Here is a 19039-nt window from a genome sequence, read left to right as displayed (position 1 = left end):
ACCCCGGCGGGCGGCTATGCCCCGAGCGGCTCGGCGATCAGCGGCGGCACGCCGGGCGCCGGCGTCACCCCGGTGTTCCGCCCCGCGCCGACCCCCGATCAGGCCTTCCCGGCCCCGGCGCCGCTCGCCAAATATCCGATCTGCAAGAAGGGTCAGTACGACCAGTGCATGCAGCGCGGCGGCAAGTAAGCCACGGCAGCCGGATCGACCGGTTGCCATCTGAAACCTGATCTTTAGGACAAGGCGCTCCAACCTTCGTGCGGGAGCGCCTTTTCCATGTCCTCGATCCGCTTCGACGGCCGCGTCGCCATCGTCACCGGTGCCGGCGGCGGCCTCGGCCGTCATTATGCGCTCGACCTGGCCGCGCGCGGCGCGAAGGTCGTGGTCAACGACCTCGGCAGCGCGCGTGACGGCACCGGCCAGTCGGATGCGGCGCTGGCTGTGGTCGAGGAGATCCGCGCCGCGGGCGGCGAGGCGATCGCCAATGGCGGCGACGTCGCCGATTACGAGCAGATGGCGGCGATGGTCGCCGAGGCAAAGGCGCGGTGGGGCGGCGTCCATATCCTCATCAACAATGCCGGCGTGCTGCGCGACAAGACCTTCGCCAAGATGACGCCGGAGGATTTCGCCTTCGTCGTCCGCGTCCACCTGCTCGGCACCGCGCTCACCACCAAGGCGTGCTGGGATACGTTCCGCGAGCAGAATTACGGCCGGGTGCTGATGACCAGTTCGTCGAGCGGCCTGTTCGGCAATTTCGGTCAGGCGAATTACGGCGCGGCCAAGCTCGGCATCGCCGGACTGACCCGGACGCTCGCCATCGAGGGCGCGCGTCACGATATCCGCGTCAACACGATCGCGCCGACCGCGGGCACGCGGATGACCGAGGATCTCTTCCCGGAGGCCGCCTTCGCCGCCTTCGCTCCCGAAAAGGTCGCGCCCGGCGCGCTCTATCTTGTCAGCGAGGACGCGCCGACCAACGTCATCCTCGGCGCCGGCGCCGGCGCGTTCCAGGCCGCCTATATCACGCTGACGCCGGGCGTGCTGCTCAGCGGCGACGATCTCAGCCCCGAGGGCGTCGCCGCGCATTGGGACGCGATCGTCGACCGCAGCGGCGAGATCGTCCCCCGATCCGGCGCCGAACAGGCGATGTCGATCGCCGCGCTGCTGCCATCCTGAGGTGTATTGAACCTGCAATACACGTCCGCTACCCTCGCGCGGATAACGGGGGAACGGCATGTACAGCGAAAGCGATATCGACGGCGCGGTCGGGGCAGGCGCGATCACCCCGCAGGCAGCCGCGGCGCTGCGCGACTATGTCGCCGCGCGTCAGGCCAGCCCGGCGGTGGACGAAGAGCATTTCCGGCTGCTGACCGGCTTCAACGACATCTTCGTCACCATCGCGTTGGTGCTGCTGCTCGTCGCGCTCGGCCAGATCGGCCAGACGGTCGCGGCGTTCGGCGGCGGCGTCCTGCTCGCCGCCGCGTCCTGGGGGCTGGCCGAATATTTCACCCGGCAGCGGCGGATGGCCTTACCGAGCATCCTGCTGCTCGGCAGCTTCGTCGGTGGAATCGGCTGGACGATCCTTGGCCTGCTCAGCGCCGTGCTGCCGAACCTGACCGATCGCGCCGGGGCGCTAGGCATGGCGGCGGCGAGCCTGGCGATGGCGGCGGCAGCCTGGCTGCACTGGCGGCGCTTCATGGTGCCGATCACCGTCGCGGCGGGGGCGGCGGCGCTGGTCGGCACCGCGATCGCACTGCTTCTCGCCGCCGTCCCCGGTATCGATCGGGCACGCTGGCCGCTGCTGCTGATCGGCGGGCTGATCGTCTTCGCGGTCGCGATGCGCTGGGACATGAGCGATACCGAACGCAAGACCCGCCGCTCCGACGTCGCCTTCTGGCTGCATCTCACCGCCGCGCCGATGATCGCGCATTCGGTGTTCCAGCTGCTCGGCGTGTTCCGCGGCGACATCGGCGTCGGCATGGCGGTGGTCGTGCTGGCGCTCTACATCGGCTTTGCGGTGATCGCGCTGGCGGTCGACCGGCGCGCCCTGCTCGTGTCGGGTCTCGCCTATGTGCTGGCGGCGCTCTACGCGCTGTTCCGGACCGCCGGCGCGATCGAGCTCAGCGCGGCGCTCACCGCCTTCGTGATCGGCTCGGCGCTGCTCAGCCTCTCCGCCTTCTGGCAGACGATGCGCCGCGCGGTCGTCATCCGCCTGCCGGACGGGACACGCCGCCGCCTGCCGCCGGTCGCGTGACCGGCGTCGCGCCGTCCCGGCTATTCGACCAGCTTCATCAGCCGCCGCTCGACCGGCGCGAGCACCGGACCCAGTTCGTGGCCACGCTTGAGCACATTGCCCTGCTCGCCGATCAAGGCCCACATCCCCTGCCGCTGGCGCAAGGCGGGGCGCTTCTCGATGCGGAATTCGGGACGTTCGGCGGCGCGGCGGAAGGCGGCGAAGACCGCGGCGTCCTTGCCCAGCTCCATCGCATAATCCTTCCAATGCCCCGCCGCGACCATGCGTCCGTAGAGGTCGAGGATGCGTGACAATTCGATGCGATCGAAGCCGACCTGCGACGGTTTGCCGGCATGCGGGAACGGGGTGACGATACCCATCAGGCGCGATCACGCTCCGCTTCGGGCACGGATTCGCCGAGCAGCGCATCGAGCCGCTTGCGCATCGCCTCCAGCTCGCACCGCATCATCTCCATCTTCTGCGTCGCCGGGTCGAACACCTCGCTGCACGGCGTGCCGTACGGGACGAAGCGCGGCGGCTGCGCGGCGCCGCCGTCGACCATCGTCGCCCGCGCCGGGATGCCGACCATCACCGCGCCCTCGGGCACGTCGCGCGTCACCACCGCATTGGCGCCGACCCGCGCGCGCTCGCCGACCAGGATCGGCCCGAGCACCTGCGCGCCGGACCCGATGATGACGCCGTCCGACAGCGTCGGATGCCGCTTGCCCGCGACACCATTGTCGGGGCTCGTCCCGCCGAGTGTGACGCATTGATAGATGGTGACGTCGTCGCCGATGTGCGCGGTCTCGCCGATGACGACGAAGCCGTGGTCGATGAAGAAGTTACGCCCGATCGTCGCGCCGGGATGGATGTCGATCGCGGTCCAGGCGCGGGCGATATGGTTGACCAGCCGCGCGAAGAAGAACAGCCGGCGCCGGTACAGCGCATGCGCGATCCGGTGCAGCCCGAGCGCCCAGACGCCAGGGTAAAGCAGGATTTCGGCACGCGAATGGGGGGCGGGATCGCGCGCCTTGATCGAATCCAGATAGGCGGCCAAGCGTCGCAACATGCGCCAACGTCTCCTTGCAGACGCGTTGATGTAATCGGTCCATCGCCGAATTGCCATAAGCGCACGCAGCGCTTTGGGGGGCGACAAAGCCTAGCTTTCTTGTAGGCAATCGCCTCCGCGTGCAGGACAGCATATTGTCCCGCCGTCCCGTCCCCCGATCCACCGGAAAGATGTTTGCCGATGCTCGATTATGTCAGCACCCTCGACTGGTCGCAGATCCTGCCGTTCATTGCGATCGGCTTTGCGGCGCAGGTCGTCGACGGGGCGCTCGGCATGGCGTTCGGCGTGATCAATTCGACCCTGCTCGTCACGGTGATGGGCGTGCCGCCCGCGGTCGCCTCCGCCAGCGTCCATGCGGTCGAGACCTTCACCACCGCCGCGTCGGGGATCAGCCACGTCGCGCATCGCAACGTCGACTGGAAGCTGTTCCGCAAGCTCGTCATCCCCGGCGTGATCGGCGCGATCCTCGGCGCGACTTTGCTCAGCACGATCGACGCCTCCGTCGCCAAGCCGTTCGTCATGGCCTATCTCGCCTGTATCGGCCTCTATCTGCTGTTCCGCGCGATCCGGGGCCGGATCGAGCCGCGCAAGCCCCGCGTCATCGCGCCGCTCGGCCTGGTCGGCGGCTTCCTCGACGCGGCGGGCGGCGGCGGCTGGGGGCCGGTCGTCACCTCCAACCTGCTGATACAGGGCGCGACGCCGCGGCATACGATCGGCACCGTCAATACCGCCGAATTCTTCCTCACCGCGACCGCCTCGGTCACCTTCTTCATCGCGCTCGGCTGGTCGGCGTTCACGCTGCATACGCTCGGCATCCTGATCGGCGGCCTCGTCGCTGCGCCGATCGGCGGCGTCCTCGCCAAGCGCGTGCCGACCCGCGGGCTGATGGCGCTGGTCGGCGTGCTGCTGACCTTGACCAGCGCCTGGTCGATTTACGCCGCAGTTGCGAAGGGATGACGGCGCAGGTGCAGCACCTTTAGAACGCGCAAAAAGCACGGCTTTCCGCTACTGATCGTCCAGTTCGATCAGCACGAGCGAACAGATTGATTTTGCACTGCGGCAAGCCGCCCTATATCCGGTTCACGTCATTCACACCGGAGACCCGACATGGCCCTTATCGGCAGCAAACTGAAGCCGTTCACCACCCAGGCCTATAAGGAAGGCAAGTTCGTCAGCGTCAGCGACGCCGACGTGCTCGGCAAGTGGGCGGTCTTCTTCTTCTATCCGGCCGACTTCACCTTCGTCTGCCCGACCGAGCTCGAAGACCTCGCCGACGTCTATCCCACGTTGCAGAAGATGGGCGTCGAAGTGTTCAGCGTCTCGACCGACACGCACTTCAGCCACAAGGCATGGCATGACAGCTCGCCGGCGATCGGCAAGATCAACTATTACATGCTGGGCGATCAGAACCACACGATCAGCAACAATTTCGAGATCCTGCGCGAAGGCCAGGGTCTGGCCGACCGCGGCACCTTCGTGATCGATCCCGAGGGCGTGATCCAGCTGATCGAGGTCACGTCGGAAGGCGTCGGCCGCAACGCCGCCGAGCTGCTCCGCAAGATCAAGGCCGCGCAGTACATCGCCGCGCATCCGGGCGAGGTCTGCCCGGCGAAGTGGGAAGAGGGTGAAGAGACGCTCGCCCCCAGCCTCGACCTCGTCGGCAAGATCTAAACCTATCCCTGCCTCTCCCCGTGGCAGGTGATCGCGGCCCGGGGTGGTTCCCTCCGCCCCGGGCCGCTTGTTTCTGAAGACCCATTGTTTCGGAGTCCCCTATGCTCGACGCCAATCTGACGCAGCAGCTGAAGGCCTATCTGGTCAACATCCGCGAGCCCATCGAACTGGTCGCGAGCCTGGGCGACGACGCCAAGTCGCGGCAGATGCGCGAGCTGATCGACGAGATCGCCGCGCTCTCCGACCAGATCACCACCGCCGAGGGCGACGATGCGCGCCGCCCGAGCTTCCTGATCCGCCGCACCGGCACCGATATCGGCGTGCGCTTCGCGGGCCTGCCAATGGGGCATGAGTTCACCTCGCTGGTGCTCGCGCTGCTCCAGGTCGGCGGTCATCCGTCCAAGGCGGCGCCCGCGCTGCTCGATCAGGTGCGCGCGCTCGACGGCGACTATCACTTCGAGACCTATTTCTCGCTGTCCTGCGCCAATTGCCCTGACGTGGTGCAGGCGCTCAACCTGATGGCGGTGCTCAACCCGCGCGTCACGCATACCGCGATCGACGGCGCGCTGTTCCAGGACGAGGTCGCCACCCGCAAGGTGATGGCGGTGCCCACCGTCTTCCTCAACGGCGAGGTCTTCGGTCAGGGCCGCATGGAGCTCGAGCAGATCGTCGCCAAGCTCGACACCGGCGCCTCGGCGCGCGCCGCCGAGACGATCGCCGCCAAGGAGCCGTTCGACGTGCTTGTCGTCGGTGGCGGCCCGGCCGGCGCGGCGGCGGCGATCTACACCGCGCGCAAGGGCATCCGCACCGGCATCCTCGCCGAACGGTTCGGCGGGCAGGTCGCCGACACGATGGCGATCGAGAATCTCGTCTCGGTACCGCACACCGAAGGTCCCAAGTTGGTCGCCGACCTCGAACGCCACGTCCGCGAATATGATGTCGACATCATCAACCTGCAGCGCGCGAGCAAGCTCGTCCCCGCCTCGGCCGGCGGACTGCATGAGCTGACGCTCGCCAATGGCGCCTCGCTCAAGGCGCGCACGATCATCCTGTCGACCGGCGCGCGCTGGCGGCAGATGAACGTGCCGGGCGAGGATGCGTATAAGAACAAGGGCGTCGCTTATTGCCCGCATTGCGACGGACCGCTGTTCAAGGGCAAGCGGGTCGCGGTGATCGGCGGCGGCAATTCCGGCGTCGAGGCGGCGATCGACCTCGCCGGGATCGTCGCGCACGTCACGCTGATCGAATATGACAGCCTGCTCCGCGCCGATGCCGTGCTCCAGCGCAAGCTCGCCAGCCTGCCCAACGTCACCGTCATCACCTCGGCGCTGACCACCGAAGTGCATGGCGACGGCGACAAGGTCACCGCGCTCTCCTATCGCGACCGCACCCACGGCACGATGCACCGCGTCGAGCTCGCCGGCATCTTCGTGCAGATCGGGCTGGTGCCCAACACCGAGTGGCTCGCCGGCACGGTGGCGCTCAGCCCGCGCGGCGAGATCGAGATCGACGATCGCGGCCACACCTCGCAGCCCGGCATCTTCGCCGCCGGCGACGCGACGACGGTGCCGTTCAAGCAGATCGTCATCGCGATGGGCGCCGGCTCGACCGCAGCGCTCGCCGCCTTCGACCACCTCATCCGCCTGCCCGCGGAAGAGACGCACGACTGGGAAGAAGCGGCGGAATAGCCGTTAAAGTTAGTTCCCCGGCGCGGGGAGGTAGCCGGGATGCGGTGACGAAGGGGCTTCCGCAACTGCGACGTTTGCGGAAGCCCCCCATTCGCTTCGCGAACGATCCCTTCCCCGCACCGGGCAGGATAAGGGGTAGCGCCCTCCGCCCCGCCCGCCTATCTCGCGGGCCATGGCGGCGACCTACCTTCCCACGCTCAAGCAGCTGCAATATCTCGTCGCGCTCAAGGATGCGGGCCATTTCGGCCGTGCGGCCGATGCCTGTTTCGTCACCCAGTCGACGCTGTCCGCGGGTCTGCGCGAACTCGAGACGCTGATCGGCGTGACCCTGGTCGAGCGCACCCGCCGCGTCGTCCGCTTCACGCCGCTCGGCGACCGGATCGCCGACAAGGCGCGGCGGGTGCTGCGCGAGGCGGAGGAATTGGGCGACATCGCCCGCGCCGCCGGACGGCCGCTGTCGGGCGAGATGCGGATGAGCGTCATCCCGACGATCGCACCGTTCATGCTGCCGCATATCCTGCCGCGGCTGCGGCGCGACTATCCCGACCTCAAGCTGTTCCTGCGCGAGGAGCCTTCGGGCGCGGCCTGCGAGGGGCTGCACAACGGCCGTACCGATTGCGTGCTGCTCGCCCTGCCCTTCGCCTGCGGCGACGTCGCGTCGGAGCCGCTGTTCGACGATCGCCTGTTCGTCGCCTACCAGCCGCAGGACATGCCGAGCGACCCGCCGTCGATTCCCGCCGCGCTGATCGACGAGACGCGGCTGCTGCTGCTCGAAGACGGGCATTGCCTCAAGGATCACGCGCTGTCGGCCTGCAACCGGCCGGAGCTGCGCGCCGAGGCGACGATGCTCGGCACCTCGCTGCATACGATCGTGCAGATGGTCGACAACGGCCTCGGCATGACGATGCTGCCGGAGATGGCGCTCAAGGCCGGCATCCTCGACCATACCAATATCGTCGCGCGACCGCTCGATGCCGACAATGCGGTGCGGCGCATCGCGCTGGTGTGGCGGCGGGCGAGCCCGCGCGAGAAGGACTTTCAGCTGCTCGCCGCGGCCCTCGCCGAGGCGCGGTGACGCAACCGCGACGCGGCTCGGGCGTAGAGGCCTGCGCATGAACCGTTTTTCGTATGCCCGGCCGCTTGCCGTCGTCGCCCTCGCGCTGCTTGCCGGCTGCGTGCCCCCCGCCACCGCGCCGGTCGCCGCGCCGCCGCCGCCCGCCGCCGCCGCCGCGCCGGTCGCGGTCGATCCGTCGCGGATCGAATCGGAGGCGACGATCGCCGCCTCGATCGCGGCGACGCCGGGGCTCGGCACGCTCGCCAGCGAACTGCGCACCGCCGAACTTGACGCCTTGCTGTCCGGCACCGGCCCCTATACGCTGTTCGCGCCGAGCGACACCGCCTTCGCCCGCCTCGCGCCGGGGATCGCCGGCGATCTGCTCGCCCCCGCCAACCGTGCCGCGCTGGTGACGCTGCTGCGCTATCATATCGTCGCCGGCACGCTGACCACCGAGCAGCTGACGCAGCGGATCCGCGCCGGTGGCGGTCGCGCGACGCTGGTGACGCTCGGCGGCCAGCCGATCACCGCGACGCTGACCGGCGACGTGATCACGCTGACCAGCGCCACCGGCAATCGCAGCTATGTCGAGGCCGCCGATATCGCGCAGGTGAATGGCGTGATCCATGTGGTCAACGGCGTGCTGGTGCCGACGCTGCCGCAATAAGCGTGCCCTCGGCCGGTCAGGGCCGGAGCGGCGATCCGGACCATCGCCGCGCCACCCGCGCCTGCCACAGCATCAGCAGCGGCACCGCGCCCAATTCCATCGCGAAGCCGAACAGATGCCCCGACGACGGCACGCCGACCGCGACGAGCGACACCACCCGCGCCAGTCCGCCCGCGACGATCAGCGCGCCGAGCAATCGGAACCGCGCGCCGCGCGCCTCGATCTGCGGCACGCAGCTCGCGAAGGCGACGCCGACCGCGAAGAAGATGCCCGAGACATAGCGGAAATGGCTGTCGAGATCGGTCGGGATCACCGGCGGATGGCCTAGGAACCCCGGCCCGTGCAGCACGCTCTGCCCGCCGACGATCAGCGGCACGAGGCAGGCGATCGCCACCACCCCCTGCAGGGCGCGCCGCTCGATCGCGGGGCTCACGACAGGATCTCCTTGCGCACGTGGATGGCGCGCAGCGACACGCGCACCTCCCACATGAAGGCGGTGAGGCAGCAGATCAGCAACGACACCGCGACGATGAACACCAGAGCGATCCACGTCCCGATGTGGAATTTCGCGATATTGGCGATGAACAGCAAGGCGATGACGAGGCAGGCCATCACCGCGCTCGACACCGCGAGGAACAGCGCCGCGTTGATGATCGACATGCGCTCGTCGAGCAGCTTGAGCTCCCAGATGTAGCGCGTGCGGTCGGCGGGCACGTCGATCTCCACCACGCGCTCTTCGAGGATCCGCGCGCGATCGATCACCCGCGCCAGCCGGCCGGCGAGAACGTTGAGGATCTGGCCGATCGCCGCGAGCATGAACACCGGCGCGAGCGACAATTGGATCGTCTGGGCGATCGTCGAAACCTGGAACAGCACGGGCATGATGCTATCATAAGCTGCATCCGCGATCGGGGAAGGGCTGGTGCACCGCATGGTAAGACGCCGCAGCCTATGCGTGGCGACGTGATGCCCCCCGCCCCCATCGCCACGCTCGTCGACGGGCTGCCCGCCGCGATCGATACGGTCGCCGCAGCGGCGGCACCGACACATCGCTTTCTGCGGCGCGGCTGGTATCGCGCGGCGATCGCCGCTTATGGCGGTACGGCGCGGACGATGCTCGTCACCGCGAGCGGGATACCGGTCGCCGCGCTGCCGATCGTCCCGCTCGGCCCACGGCCTGCGCGCCTTGCCACGATACCGGGAAGCTATTGGCCGTTCCGAAGCTTCCCGCTCGCCGCCGATTCGGACGATGCCGTGCTCGACGCGTTGCTCGTGATACTGGCGCAGACCGTCCGCGCTTTGCGCATCGGCCCGGTCTATGACGGCGACGCCGCCGCCGCGCGGCTGATCGCACTGGCCCGCGCGCGTGGCTGGAGCGTGCTCGACCGGTTCGTCGCCGACAGCTGGCTGCTCGACATGGCGGCAGCGCAGGCCCAGGGCTGGCCACGCAATTCGACGCTGCGCAAGAACCGCTTCCACGAAAAGCATCTCGCCGAACACGGTACGCTCGCCTGGCGCTTCCTCGATGGCGCCGACTGGCCGGCGGGGTTCGACCTGCTCGCGGACGTCGAACAGGCGAGCTGGATCGCCGCGCGCACCGACGGGTCGGACGCCAAGTTCACCGCGACCGGCCATGGCGCCTTCTGGCGCGCCGCCGCCGCCGACCCGGCGCTCGCGGCGATGTTCCGCGCGGCACTGCTGACGATCGACGGCAGGCCGGTGGCTTTCTCCTTCGACCTCGACGCCGGCGCCCTGCGATATGCCATCGCGAACAGCTATGACCCGGCCTATGCGAGACATTCGCCCGGCAAGCTGCTCTCCTACCGCAATCTGGTCGCTGCGCTCGGCCGCGGCGTGACGCGCGTCGACTGGGGCGCCGGAGACAGCGGTTATAAGCGGGTGATCGGTGCCGAGCAGGGACCCGCGATCCGCGACTGGCTGCTGCTCCGCCCGGGCGCGGCGCGATGGGTCCGGCTGCTGCTCGCGCTGGCGTGGCGGCGATCGGCGCGCGACTGATCCCTTTCGCGCCGCTGCGCGTTGCACAGCCATGTACGTCTTCCTCGACTTCGAAGCCTCCTCCCTCGCCAAACGCAGCTATCCGATCGAGGTCGCCTGGGTGTTCGAGGACGGGCGCGAGGAAAGCCACCTGATCCGCCCCGCGGCGCAATGGACCGACTGGGACGATGCCGCCGAGGCGATCCACCATATCCCGCGCGCGACGCTGGCGGCAGACGGCGTCGCGCATGACGTCGTCGCGCGGCGGATGGTCGAGACGCTCACCGGGCATGACCTGTTCGCGAGCGCGCCGTCGTGGGACGGCAAATGGCTGAGCGCGCTGCTCCGCGCCGCCAAGCTGCCGCGCCACGCCCTGCGCCTGCGCGACACCGAGGAGGCGCAGCGGGCGACCGCCACCGCTTTGCTGCGCGACATCGTGCCGGCGGATATGCTCGGCCGGACCGTGGCGGATGTCGTCGCGCTCGCCGAGGTGCGCGACCGCGACGTGCCCACGCATCGCGCGCTCGCCGACGCACGCGACGAATGGCGGCGCTGGTGCCTCGTCCGTGACGCGGCGCAGGCGCGCGCGTGACGCCCCTCCCCCGCCCGGCCGCGCTCTGCTAGGCGGCGGCATGGCCGAGATCATCAACCTCCGCACCGCGCGCAAGGCCGCCGCCCGCGCCGCTGCCGACCGCACCGCCGCCGCCAACCGCGCCAAGTTCGGCCGCACCAAGTCCGAGCGCGCTGCCGATGATGCCGATCGGGCGCGCGTCGACCGGATCGTCGACGGGGCGAAGCTCGAGGATTGATAGAATTCACCTGGAGGCGCGGAGGTAGCTAGGCGCCGCGAGCGCAGCTCTTCCTGTCTGCCGGTGAGGCGAAACTGACGCGAGCCTCCAAACAGTCTCCGCGCCTCCGCGCCTCCGCGCGAACCCTCACCGGTCTGATGAACCGGCCGACGGCCGCCGCACCCGCCATGCCATCAATGCAACCAGCGCCGCGAGCCCGAACCAGGTCAGCGCATAAACGAGATGGCTGTTGCGGAAGGTCACCACCGTCAGCCCGCCGCGTGGGAAACCCACGTGCGGCTCGCGCGCGTCGATGAAATAGGGCGCCACCGTCCCCAGCCGCCGCGTCGCCGCGATCGCCGCGACATCGCGCGAATACCAGCGATCCGCAGCCGGATCATTGTGCCGCAGGAAGCCGCCACCCGGCTCGCTGAGCCGCAGCAGGCCCACCACCGTCTGCGGGGCGGCGGGCACGGCGATCCGGCCGCGTCGCTCCGCCGGCACGAAGCCGCGGTTGATCAGGACGGTGAAGCCGCGCGTCTCGAAGGGGGTGAGCAGCCAGAAACCGCCGCCGAGCTCGGTCACCGCCTGCACATAGGTGTCGGCGCCGGCGCGATAACGGCCGGTGACCCGCACGGGCCGGTAGACGTCGTCGCTGCCGACCGCCGGCCAGGCCGCCGGCCCCGGCGCTGCGACCGGCGGCTGGCGGAGCTGGCGTTCGGTATGCGCGATCAGCGCGAGCTTCCACGTCCGCCGCTCGAGCTGCCAGATGCCGAGGCCGATCAGCAGCGCGATCGCGACCAGCGTCAGGCCGGTCGCCAGCGCAGAACGGGACGCCCGCCCGCTCACATCGCGCTCGCGTCTCCGCCCATGTTCGGCATCATGTTGAGGTTCATGTGGTACATCACCCACATCGACCCGGCGAGACAGATGGTGAGGACGATGATCGTGAAGATCAGCGCCATCAGCGTCCAGCCCTGTTCCGACTTGGCGTTCATGTGCAGGAAGTAGATCATGTGGACGACGATCTGCACCAGCGCGAACACCATGATGATGCCGGCGGTGATACGCGGATCGGCGATCACGCCGCTCATCACCAGCCCGAACGGGATGGCGGTGAGGATCACCGACAGCACGAAGCCGATCAGATAATCCTTGCGGCTGCCGTGCGCGCCTTCCGACGAATGGCCATGGCCATGCGCATTGTCGTGCGGGTCGTGACCGTGCGCGCCCGGCGCATGGCCATGATCGTGATGCGTGTCCGCGCTCATCGCAGCACTCCCAGCAAATAGACGAAGGTGAAGACGCCGATCCAGATCACGTCGAGGAAGTGCCAGAACAGCGACAGGCATTGCAGGCGACGCTGGTTGGCGGCGATCAGCCCCTTGCGGCCGACCTGGACCATCAGCGTCACCAGCCAGATGATGCCGAAGGTGACGTGCAGCCCGTGCGTGCCGACGAGGGTGAAGAAGGACGACAGGAAGGCGCTGCGCTGCGGCCCCGCGCCTTCCTGGATCAGCGTCGAGAATTCGTACAGCTCGATGCTGAGGAAGGCGAGGCCGAACAGGCCGGTGATCGCCAGCCAGCCCTGCACGGCGCGCACCTTGCCGTCGTTCATCGCCAGCATCGCAAAGCCGTAGGTGATCGACGACAGCAGCAGCATCGACGTGTTGAGCGCGACCAGCGGCAGCTCGAAGATCTCGTGCGGCTGCGGTCCGCCGGCATAGCTGCCGCCGTAGACGCCATAAGCGGCGAACAGCATCGCGAAGATCAGACAGTCGCTCATCAGGTACAGCCAGAAGCCCAGCATCGTGCTGCCGCCGGCGTCGTGATGATGTTCGTCGGTCTCGTAAAAGACCGGGGCCTGGGTGCCCGGTGGAATGGTTGCTTCGCTCATGATCCTCAGGCCCCCGCGACCGCAGCGTGTCCGGTCAGCTGCCGGGTATGTTCGTCCTCCGCCGTGGTGACCTCGGCGGCGGTGATGTAGAAATCGCGGTCATAGTTGAAGGTGTGGCCGACCGCGACCGCCAGCAATCCGACGAACGCCAGCGCGGCGAGCCACCAGATGTACCAGATCATCGCCAGCCCGATCACCGTCGACAGACCGGCGAGGATGACGCCGGCGCCGGTGTTGCGCGGCATATGGATGTCGCGGAAGCCGTTGACCGGCCGCGCGGCATTGTTCGACTTCATGTCATACCAGGCGTCGAGATCGTGGACGACCGGGGTGAAGGCGAAATTATAGGCCGGCGGCGGCGACGAGGTCGCCCATTCCAGCGTGCGCGCATTCCACGGATCGCCCGTCCAGTCGCGCAGCGCCTCGCGGTTGCGGAAGCTGACGTAGAACTGGATCAGGAAGGCGGCGATGCCGACCGCGATCATCGCGGCCCCGATCGCGGCGATGATGAACCAGATCTGCAGCGACGGATCGTCGAAGTGGCGCAGGCGCCGCGTCACGCCCATCAGGCCGAGCACGTAGAGCGGCATGAACGCGACGTAGAAGCCGATCACCCAGAACCAGAAGCTGATCGTCCCCCACTTCTTGTCGAGCTTGAAGCCGAACGCCTTCGGGAACCAGTAGTTGATCCCCGCGAACATGCCGAACAGCACGCCGCCGATGATCACGTTGTGGAAATGCGCGATCAGGAACAGCGAATTGTGCAGCACGAAGTCGGCGGGCGGCACCGCGAGCAGCACGCCGGTCATGCCGCCGATCACGAAGGTGATCATGAATGCGATCGTCCACATCATCGGCAGTTCGAAGCGGATCCGCCCCTTGTACATGGTGAACAGCCAGTTGAAGATCTTCGCGCCCGTCGGGATCGAGATGATCATCGTGGTGATGCCGAAGAACGAATTGACGCTCGCCCCCGACCCCATGGTGAAGAAGTGGTGCAGCCAGACGAGGTAGGCGAGGATGGTGATGACCAGGATCGCGTAGACCATCGACGTATAGCCGAAGATCCGCTTGCTGCAGAAGGTCGAGGTGACCTCGCTGAACACGCCGAACGCGGGCAGGATCAGGATGTACACCTCCGGGTGACCCCAGATCCAGATCATGTTGACGTACATCATGGGGTTGCCGCCCATGGTGTTGGTGAAGAAGTGCGTGCCGACGTACCGGTCGAGGCTGAGCATCGCCAGCACCGCGGTCAGCACCGGGAAGGCGGCGACGATCAGCACGTTGGTGGCAAGCGCGGTCCAGGTGAAGACCGGCATCTTCATCAGGCTCATGCCCGGTGCGCGCATCTTGATGATCGTCGCGAGCAGGTTGACGCCGGACAGCAGCGTACCGACGCCGGCGATTTGCAACGACCATATGTAATAGTCGACGCCGACATCGGGCGAATAGTCGAGCCCCGACAGCGGCGCCATCGCCAGCCAGCCGGTCCGCGCGAACTCGCCGACGAACAGGCTCGCCATCACGATCACCGCGCCCGCGGTGGTCATCCAGAAGCTGAAATTGTTGAGGAACGGGAAGCTGACGTCGCGCGCGCCGATCTGCAGCGGCACGACATAGTTCATCAACCCGGTGACGAACGGCATCGCCACGAAGAAGATCATGATGACGCCGTGCGCGGTGAACACCTGGTCGTAATGGTGCGCGGGCAGGAAGCCTTCGTTCGGGCCGAACGCCATCGCCTGTTGCGCACGCATCATGATCGCATCGGAAAAGCCACGCAGCAGCATGACGATGCCGAGGATCATATACATGATCCCGATCTTCTTATGGTCGACCGAGGTGAACCATTCCTTCCACAGATAGCCCCAGACCTTGAAATAGGTCAGCGCGGCAAGCATCGCGGCGCCGCCCATCGCGACCACCGCGAAGGTGCCGATCAGGATCGGTTCGTGGATCGGGAAACTGTCGAGCGTCAGGCGCCCGAATATCGTCTTGAGCAAGGCATCGGACATCATCTGGGTCCTACGAACGGTCAGCGGCGGTGAGGCCGGTGATGGGGGCGGGCAGCGGATCGGCGGCGGTCATCGAACGATTGTCGGCGTTGCCGGGTTTGCTGCTGCCGGGCGCGGGAGCGCGCGGGGCGTTGCGGTGCGGGCTGCTGCCCTTTTCCTCGGGCTCCTTCTGCAAGGCGCCCTTCGACTCGCTGCCACGCATGTGGCCGCTGTCGTTGACGGTCATGCCGTGGCCACTGTCACGATGCGGATCCATCGCACCGTCCTTCATCATCGTCGCCTGCATGCAGGTCTCACCCGGCTTGGTGCACATGCCGACGATGCGGTCGAACAATTGCGGCTGGACCGCGGCGTAACGGATCGCCGGCACCTTCTCGCTCGGCTTCTCGAGCTGGGCATAGGTCGGCATGTCGAGCCGCTGCTGCGCCGATCGCGCCTCCGACGCCCATTTGGCGAAGGCCGCATCGTCGACGCTGTCGACGGTGAAGTGCATGTAGGAGAAGCCGGCGCCGCTGTAATTGGCGGACTGGCCCTCGAACCGGCCCGGCTTGTTGAGCACGGCGTGCAGCCGCGTCTCCATACCCGGCATCGAATAGATCATGCCGGCCATCGCGGGCACGTAGAAGGTGTTCATCACCGACGACGAGGTGATGCGGAACTGCACCTGCCGGTTGGTCGGCAGCACCAGTTCGTTGACCGTCGCGACGCCCTGTTCGGGGTAGATGAACAGCCACTTCCAGTCGAGCGAGACGACCTGGATCTCGAGCGGCTTCCCGTTCTTCGCCACCCGCTGGCCCGGTGCGATCCGGCCGAGCGGGCGGTAGGGGTCGAGCGCATGCGTGCTGATCCAGGTCATCGCGCCCAGCGCGATGACGATCATCAGCGGCGCCGACCAGATGATCAGCTCGAGCCCGGTCGAATGGTCCCAGTCGGGCTGGTATTCGGCGTCCTCGTTGGTGTGGCGGAACTTCCACGCGAACAGCAGGGTCAGCACGATCACCGGCACGATGATGAGCAGCATCAGCCCGGTCGACCACAGGATCAGATTGGCCTGCTGGCGGGCGACGTCGCCCGACGGGTTCATCACCACCCAGTCGCAGCCGCCGAGCAGGGCGGGCGCAGCGAGGACGGCGGTGGTGCGCAGGGCGCGCATCACCCGCGGTGCGGCGGTGCGCCGGGCGCACGCGAGAAGAGACGGGGTTCGCATCACCATCGCCCGTACTCCTGCGTGCTGCACCGCAAAATAGGACATTTTGTCCTATCCCGCCCGCGCGCCGGCTGCGCTACACAAGGACGCTGGCGTTGCGTCCGTTTGCGGGCAAGGCGCGTTGATGACGGCTGGCCCTCGGGCTGTGAGACGACAGGATCGTGATACATGTCAGTGGCTTCTGCCCATTCCGGGGCGCTCGAACGCGATGCCCGTGCAATCAACACCAATGGCGACCATGAGGTCCGTCCCGGTGAGATCGCGATCGGCGTGGTCATCGGCCGGACGTCGGAATTCTTTGACTTCTTCTGCTATGCGATCGCCTCGGTCATCGTCTTCCCGGCTTTGGTCTTCCCCTATGTCGACCGGCTGACCGGCACGCTCTATTCGTTCGCGCTCTTCCCGCTCGCGTTCATCGCGCGGCCGATCGGCACGCAGATCTTCATGTGGGTCGACCGCGAGCACGGCCGCGGCACCAAGCTGACCATCGCCTTGTTCCTTCTCGGCACCTCGACCGTGTCGCTCGCCTTCCTGCCCGGCTATGCCGAGGTCGGCATCTGGTCGGCGATCCTGCTCGCCGCCTTCCGCATCGGCCAGGGTCTCGCGCTCGGCGGCGCCTGGGACGGCCTCGCCTCGCTGCTCGCGCTCAACGCGCCGCCGGAGAAGCGCGGCTGGTATGCGATGGTGCCGCAGCTCGGCGCGCCGCTCGGCCTGATCGTGGCGAGCGCGCTGTTCGCCTTCCTCCTCGCCAATATGGAGGGCATCGACTTCCTGTCATGGGGCTGGCGTTACCCGTTCTTCGTCGCCTTCGCGCTCAACGTCGTCGCGCTGTTCGCGCGGCTGCGCATCGTCGTCACGCCTGAATACAGCCGGCTGTTCGAATCGCGCGAGCTGACGCCGTCGCGCGTCACCGCGACAGTCAAGGCGCAGTGGCGCAACATCGTCATCGGCGCCTTCGCCCCGCTCGCCAGCTTCGCGCTGTTCCACATGGTGACGGTATTCCCGCTGTCGTGGGTCGCATTGTTCACGCGTGAGGATATCGCGCGCTTCCTCGGCATCGAGATCATCGGCGCCTTCTTCGGCCTCGGCGCGGTGGTGATCTCGGGCCTGCTCGCCGATCGCATCGGCCGCCGCTCGGTGCTCGGCTATACCGCCGCCGCGATCGCGGCGTTCAGCGGCTTCGCGCCGCAGCTGCTCGCCGGTGGCGATGCGGGCGAGCTCGCCTTCATGATCGGCGGCTTCGTGCTGCTCGGCCTGTCGTTCGGCCAGTCGTCGGGCGCGGTGACCAACAATTTCCCCAAGCGTGCGCGCTACACCGGCGCGGCGCTGACCTCGGACCTCGCCTGGCTGTTCGGCGCCGGCTTCGCGCCGCTCGCCGCGCTGGTGCTGGCGAGCCAGTTCGGTCTGCTCGCGGCGGGCGGCTATTTGCTGTCGGGTGCGTTCGCGACGCTGGTCGCGCTGGGGCTCAACAAGGAATTGGCCCGCCGGCTCGACTGATCGGCGACGGGGCGGCCGGCGCGTGCCGCCGCCCCGGATCGTCGGCGACGCGGATTGCGTATCGCGATCCGGCTCTGATCTGTTGCAACGCCGCAGGTCAGTCATTGTCTGTGCGGCGGACCGATGGCCCGCCATAAGCCGAACCCTATGACGGGTCGCTCCACTCGGCGGCAGCACCAGTGTTCCCGCGCGAGCCGAACCTCAATAGCCAGTCAAAACGACGGCTTATGGCAAAGCGCCACTGGGCTTCCGCCTTCGCGGGAGCATGATGAGATATCGGCAGCGATTTCGAACATGTCCGGAATGACGGAACGCTCGGGGTAAGGTCAGAGCGGTCAGGCCTCGTCTCAGCAGCACGATCGTGCGACTCGGCCGATTGCTGCGCTCTTCCGGCTGCGACGGGCTTATTCCTCGCCGCGGCCCATGCCCGTCATGTCGCCGCCGGGGCTGCCGAAGCCGCCGCTGCCCATGCCGCCCATGCCGCCCATGCCGCCGCGCCCACCATGGCCGCCCCGGCCGCCGCGCCCGCCACCGCCGCCGCCACGTCGGCGGTCTTGCGCCGAGACGCGGCCCGAGACGTGCGGCAATTCGTCCCACGCCAGCTTGCCGTCGTGGTTCGTGTCGAGCGATCCGAACCGCTTGGCTGCGGCCTCGGCGAATTCGCGGGCATCGACGCCGCGGTTGAAGTTGCGATCGGCGGCGGTCACCGGCTCGGGCAGCTCGAAATAGCTGAACCGCGCCGCGCCGAGCTTGCCCGCGTCATAGCTCGGCGCCTTGCCGCCGCCCTCGCCATCCGGATTGCTCATCACATAGCCGCCGCCGCCACCCGATCGGACCTCCGGCGCGACGGTGCTTTCATAATAATCGATATCGTCGGGGTCGATCTCGCCATCATGCTTGCGGTCGAGCTGCGCGAAGAAGCGGCTGGCATCCGCCTGGAATTCGGCGCGGCTGACGAAGCCGTCGCGATCGGCGTCCGCCGCGTCGAACCAGGCACGCTCCGGGTCGGGCGCGGCGTCGGTGCCGTGGAACGGCTGGCCCATCGGGCTGATGAAGGTGCGGTGGTTGCCGTGCGCGGGCGGCGGCGGTGCCGGCGGCTGCTGCGCCGCGACGCTGGCGGAGCAGGCGAGCAATGCGGCGAAGGCGATGCGACTCATGATCGGTGTCCCCTGTAGTTCAGTGCGGTCAACCAGCCCAATGTTGCGGCTGGATGTCCACGCCGCCGGAAGAGACTATGATCCGGTTATTCGGGAGA

At 67.9% G+C, this 19039-nt stretch carries 21 protein-coding genes and 1 pseudogene; 12 read left to right on the top strand and 10 right to left on the bottom strand.

Annotation, left to right across the window (positions count from 1 at the left end):
* The 3 genes and pseudogenes from BW41_RS21365 to BW41_RS13010 all read left to right on the top strand — a co-directional run.
* Nucleotides 1-189 (top strand): annotated as a pseudogene (locus BW41_RS21365) (hypothetical protein); the annotation flags it as partial.
* Nucleotides 190-276: 87 nt separating this feature from the next.
* Nucleotides 277-1176 carry an SDR family NAD(P)-dependent oxidoreductase gene (locus tag BW41_RS13015; protein ID WP_037534953.1) on the top strand — a complete coding sequence of 300 codons (900 nt, stop codon included), beginning with the start codon at nucleotides 277-279 and terminating at the stop codon, nucleotides 1174-1176.
* A 58-nt stretch (nucleotides 1177-1234) separates the two neighbouring features.
* Nucleotides 1235-2254 carry a hypothetical protein gene (locus BW41_RS13010; RefSeq protein ID WP_037534952.1) on the top strand — a complete coding sequence of 340 codons (1020 nt, stop codon included), beginning with the start codon at nucleotides 1235-1237 and terminating at the stop codon, nucleotides 2252-2254.
* A 20-nt stretch (nucleotides 2255-2274) separates the two neighbouring features.
* Here the strand turns inward: BW41_RS13010 and BW41_RS13005 are convergent, their stop codons facing one another.
* Nucleotides 2275-2613: a DUF2794 domain-containing protein gene (locus tag BW41_RS13005; RefSeq protein ID WP_037534951.1), complete on the bottom strand. Its 339-nt coding sequence runs from the start codon at nucleotides 2611-2613 to the stop codon at nucleotides 2275-2277.
* Nucleotides 2613-3302, bottom strand: a complete 690-nt coding sequence (epsC, locus tag BW41_RS13000) for a serine O-acetyltransferase EpsC (protein WP_037534950.1) — start codon at nucleotides 3300-3302, stop codon at nucleotides 2613-2615. The genes BW41_RS13005 and epsC overlap by 1 nt, the downstream gene beginning before the upstream one ends.
* A 180-nt stretch (nucleotides 3303-3482) precedes the next feature.
* Between epsC and BW41_RS12995 the strand changes: the two genes are divergently transcribed.
* The 5 genes from BW41_RS12995 (at nucleotide 3483) to BW41_RS12975 (ending at nucleotide 8382) form a co-directional block, all read left to right on the top strand.
* A complete protein-coding gene (locus tag BW41_RS12995; RefSeq protein WP_037534949.1) occupies nucleotides 3483-4259 on the top strand; it encodes a sulfite exporter TauE/SafE family protein in 777 nt (258 codons plus the stop codon).
* A 150-nt stretch (nucleotides 4260-4409) separates the two neighbouring features.
* Nucleotides 4410-4973: an alkyl hydroperoxide reductase subunit C gene (ahpC, locus tag BW41_RS12990; RefSeq protein WP_037534948.1), complete on the top strand. Its 564-nt coding sequence runs from the start codon at nucleotides 4410-4412 to the stop codon at nucleotides 4971-4973.
* Between the two features lie 101 nt (nucleotides 4974-5074).
* Nucleotides 5075-6661, top strand: coding sequence for an alkyl hydroperoxide reductase subunit F (gene ahpF / locus BW41_RS12985; protein WP_037534947.1), 1587 nt, complete (start codon nucleotides 5075-5077; stop codon nucleotides 6659-6661).
* Nucleotides 6662-6833: 172 nt separating this feature from the next.
* A complete protein-coding gene (locus tag BW41_RS12980; RefSeq protein ID WP_037534946.1) occupies nucleotides 6834-7736 on the top strand; it encodes a hydrogen peroxide-inducible genes activator in 903 nt (300 codons plus the stop codon).
* A gap of 37 nt (nucleotides 7737-7773) precedes the next feature.
* Nucleotides 7774-8382 carry a fasciclin domain-containing protein gene (locus tag BW41_RS12975; protein WP_037534945.1) on the top strand — a complete coding sequence of 203 codons (609 nt, stop codon included), beginning with the start codon at nucleotides 7774-7776 and terminating at the stop codon, nucleotides 8380-8382.
* 16 nt (nucleotides 8383-8398) lie between these two features.
* Here the strand turns inward: BW41_RS12975 and BW41_RS12970 are convergent, their stop codons facing one another.
* Entirely contained in the window at nucleotides 8399-8815 is a 417-nt protein-coding gene (locus BW41_RS12970; protein WP_037534944.1) for a DUF4345 domain-containing protein, read from the bottom strand.
* Nucleotides 8812-9264 carry a DUF2721 domain-containing protein gene (locus tag BW41_RS12965; RefSeq protein WP_037534943.1) on the bottom strand — a complete coding sequence of 151 codons (453 nt, stop codon included), beginning with the start codon at nucleotides 9262-9264 and terminating at the stop codon, nucleotides 8812-8814. Before BW41_RS12965 ends, BW41_RS12970 begins: the two co-directional genes overlap by 4 nt.
* An 84-nt stretch (nucleotides 9265-9348) precedes the next feature.
* Between BW41_RS12965 and BW41_RS12960 the strand changes: the two genes are divergently transcribed.
* From BW41_RS12960 to BW41_RS20605, 3 genes are read left to right on the top strand one after another with little or no spacing between them, the layout of a single operon-like run.
* On the top strand, nucleotides 9349-10398 hold the full coding sequence (locus BW41_RS12960) for a GNAT family N-acetyltransferase (RefSeq protein ID WP_235199759.1): 1050 nt from the start codon (nucleotides 9349-9351) through the stop codon (nucleotides 10396-10398).
* A gap of 31 nt (nucleotides 10399-10429) precedes the next feature.
* A complete protein-coding gene (locus BW41_RS12955; protein WP_037534941.1) occupies nucleotides 10430-10969 on the top strand; it encodes a 3'-5' exonuclease in 540 nt (179 codons plus the stop codon).
* A gap of 40 nt (nucleotides 10970-11009) precedes the next feature.
* Entirely contained in the window at nucleotides 11010-11186 is a 177-nt protein-coding gene (locus BW41_RS20605) for a DUF4169 family protein (RefSeq protein ID WP_081793085.1), read from the top strand.
* 126 nt (nucleotides 11187-11312) lie between these two features.
* On the opposite strand, the gene BW41_RS12950 is transcribed toward BW41_RS20605, so the two are convergent.
* From BW41_RS12950 to cyoA, 5 genes are read right to left on the bottom strand one after another with little or no spacing between them, the layout of a single operon-like run.
* Nucleotides 11313-12014: an SURF1 family protein gene (locus tag BW41_RS12950; protein WP_037534940.1), complete on the bottom strand. Its 702-nt coding sequence runs from the start codon at nucleotides 12012-12014 to the stop codon at nucleotides 11313-11315.
* A complete protein-coding gene (cyoD, locus tag BW41_RS12945) occupies nucleotides 12011-12436 on the bottom strand; it encodes a cytochrome o ubiquinol oxidase subunit IV (protein ID WP_037534939.1) in 426 nt (141 codons plus the stop codon). Before cyoD ends, BW41_RS12950 begins: the two co-directional genes overlap by 4 nt.
* Entirely contained in the window at nucleotides 12433-13062 is a 630-nt protein-coding gene (cyoC, locus tag BW41_RS12940; RefSeq protein ID WP_037534938.1) for a cytochrome o ubiquinol oxidase subunit III, read from the bottom strand. The genes cyoD and cyoC overlap by 4 nt, the downstream gene beginning before the upstream one ends.
* 5 nt (nucleotides 13063-13067) lie before the next feature.
* The gene (gene cyoB, locus BW41_RS12935; protein WP_037534937.1) at nucleotides 13068-15083 is read right to left on the bottom strand and encodes a cytochrome o ubiquinol oxidase subunit I; all 2016 of its coding nucleotides are present in this window, start codon (nucleotides 15081-15083) and stop codon (nucleotides 13068-13070) included.
* A gap of 7 nt (nucleotides 15084-15090) precedes the next feature.
* Nucleotides 15091-16233 (bottom strand): ubiquinol oxidase subunit II, encoded by a 1143-nt coding sequence (cyoA, locus tag BW41_RS12930; RefSeq protein ID WP_235199762.1) that lies wholly within the window; start codon nucleotides 16231-16233, stop codon nucleotides 15091-15093.
* Nucleotides 16234-16455: 222 nt separating this feature from the next.
* Here cyoA and BW41_RS12925 point away from each other — a divergent pair, with 222 nt between their 5' ends.
* Nucleotides 16456-17784 (top strand): MFS transporter, encoded by a 1329-nt coding sequence (locus tag BW41_RS12925; RefSeq protein WP_037534936.1) that lies wholly within the window; start codon nucleotides 16456-16458, stop codon nucleotides 17782-17784.
* A 404-nt stretch (nucleotides 17785-18188) separates the two neighbouring features.
* On the opposite strand, the gene BW41_RS20135 is transcribed toward BW41_RS12925, so the two are convergent.
* Entirely contained in the window at nucleotides 18189-18941 is a 753-nt protein-coding gene (locus tag BW41_RS20135; protein WP_051583484.1) for a hypothetical protein, read from the bottom strand.
* Between the last annotated feature and the right edge of the window lie 98 nt (nucleotides 18942-19039).

The sequence above is a fragment of the Sphingomonas sp. RIT328 genome (assembly GCF_000632225.1).
GTDB lineage: Bacteria > Pseudomonadota > Alphaproteobacteria > Sphingomonadales > Sphingomonadaceae > Sphingomonas > Sphingomonas kyungheensis.
Note: the sequence above shows the minus strand (reverse complement) of the source record. Positions and strands in the feature narration are given on the sequence as shown.

What these genes read in the sequence shown, in the direction of transcription:
- ahpF (WP_037534947.1), top strand. Translation starts at nt 5,075, where the DNA reads ATGCTCGACGCCAATCTGACGCAGCAGCTGAAGGCCTATCTGGTCAAC.
- BW41_RS12960 (WP_235199759.1), top strand. Translation starts at nt 9,349, where the DNA reads ATGCCCCCCGCCCCCATCGCCACGCTCGTCGACGGGCTGCCCGCCGCG.
- cyoC (WP_037534938.1), bottom strand. Translation starts at nt 13,062, where the DNA reads ATGAGCGAAGCAACCATTCCACCGGGCACCCAGGCCCCGGTCTTTTAC.
- BW41_RS12995 (WP_037534949.1), top strand. Translation starts at nt 3,483, where the DNA reads ATGCTCGATTATGTCAGCACCCTCGACTGGTCGCAGATCCTGCCGTTC.
- cyoD (WP_037534939.1), bottom strand. Translation starts at nt 12,436, where the DNA reads ATGAGCGCGGACACGCATCACGATCATGGCCATGCGCCGGGCGCGCAC.
- BW41_RS20605 (WP_081793085.1), top strand. Translation starts at nt 11,010, where the DNA reads ATGGCCGAGATCATCAACCTCCGCACCGCGCGCAAGGCCGCCGCCCGC.
- BW41_RS12925 (WP_037534936.1), top strand. Translation starts at nt 16,456, where the DNA reads ATGTCAGTGGCTTCTGCCCATTCCGGGGCGCTCGAACGCGATGCCCGT.
- BW41_RS12965 (WP_037534943.1), bottom strand. Translation starts at nt 9,264, where the DNA reads ATGCCCGTGCTGTTCCAGGTTTCGACGATCGCCCAGACGATCCAATTG.
- cyoB (WP_037534937.1), bottom strand. Translation starts at nt 15,083, where the DNA reads ATGATGTCCGATGCCTTGCTCAAGACGATATTCGGGCGCCTGACGCTC.
- epsC (WP_037534950.1), bottom strand. Translation starts at nt 3,302, where the DNA reads ATGTTGCGACGCTTGGCCGCCTATCTGGATTCGATCAAGGCGCGCGAT.
- ahpC (WP_037534948.1), top strand. Translation starts at nt 4,410, where the DNA reads ATGGCCCTTATCGGCAGCAAACTGAAGCCGTTCACCACCCAGGCCTAT.
- BW41_RS12955 (WP_037534941.1), top strand. Translation starts at nt 10,430, where the DNA reads ATGTACGTCTTCCTCGACTTCGAAGCCTCCTCCCTCGCCAAACGCAGC.
- BW41_RS12975 (WP_037534945.1), top strand. Translation starts at nt 7,774, where the DNA reads ATGAACCGTTTTTCGTATGCCCGGCCGCTTGCCGTCGTCGCCCTCGCG.
- BW41_RS13010 (WP_037534952.1), top strand. Translation starts at nt 1,235, where the DNA reads ATGTACAGCGAAAGCGATATCGACGGCGCGGTCGGGGCAGGCGCGATC.
- cyoA (WP_235199762.1), bottom strand. Translation starts at nt 16,233, where the DNA reads ATGCGCGCCCTGCGCACCACCGCCGTCCTCGCTGCGCCCGCCCTGCTC.
- BW41_RS13015 (WP_037534953.1), top strand. Translation starts at nt 277, where the DNA reads ATGTCCTCGATCCGCTTCGACGGCCGCGTCGCCATCGTCACCGGTGCC.
- BW41_RS20135 (WP_051583484.1), bottom strand. Translation starts at nt 18,941, where the DNA reads ATGAGTCGCATCGCCTTCGCCGCATTGCTCGCCTGCTCCGCCAGCGTC.
- BW41_RS12980 (WP_037534946.1), top strand. Translation starts at nt 6,834, where the DNA reads ATGGCGGCGACCTACCTTCCCACGCTCAAGCAGCTGCAATATCTCGTC.
- BW41_RS13005 (WP_037534951.1), bottom strand. Translation starts at nt 2,613, where the DNA reads ATGGGTATCGTCACCCCGTTCCCGCATGCCGGCAAACCGTCGCAGGTC.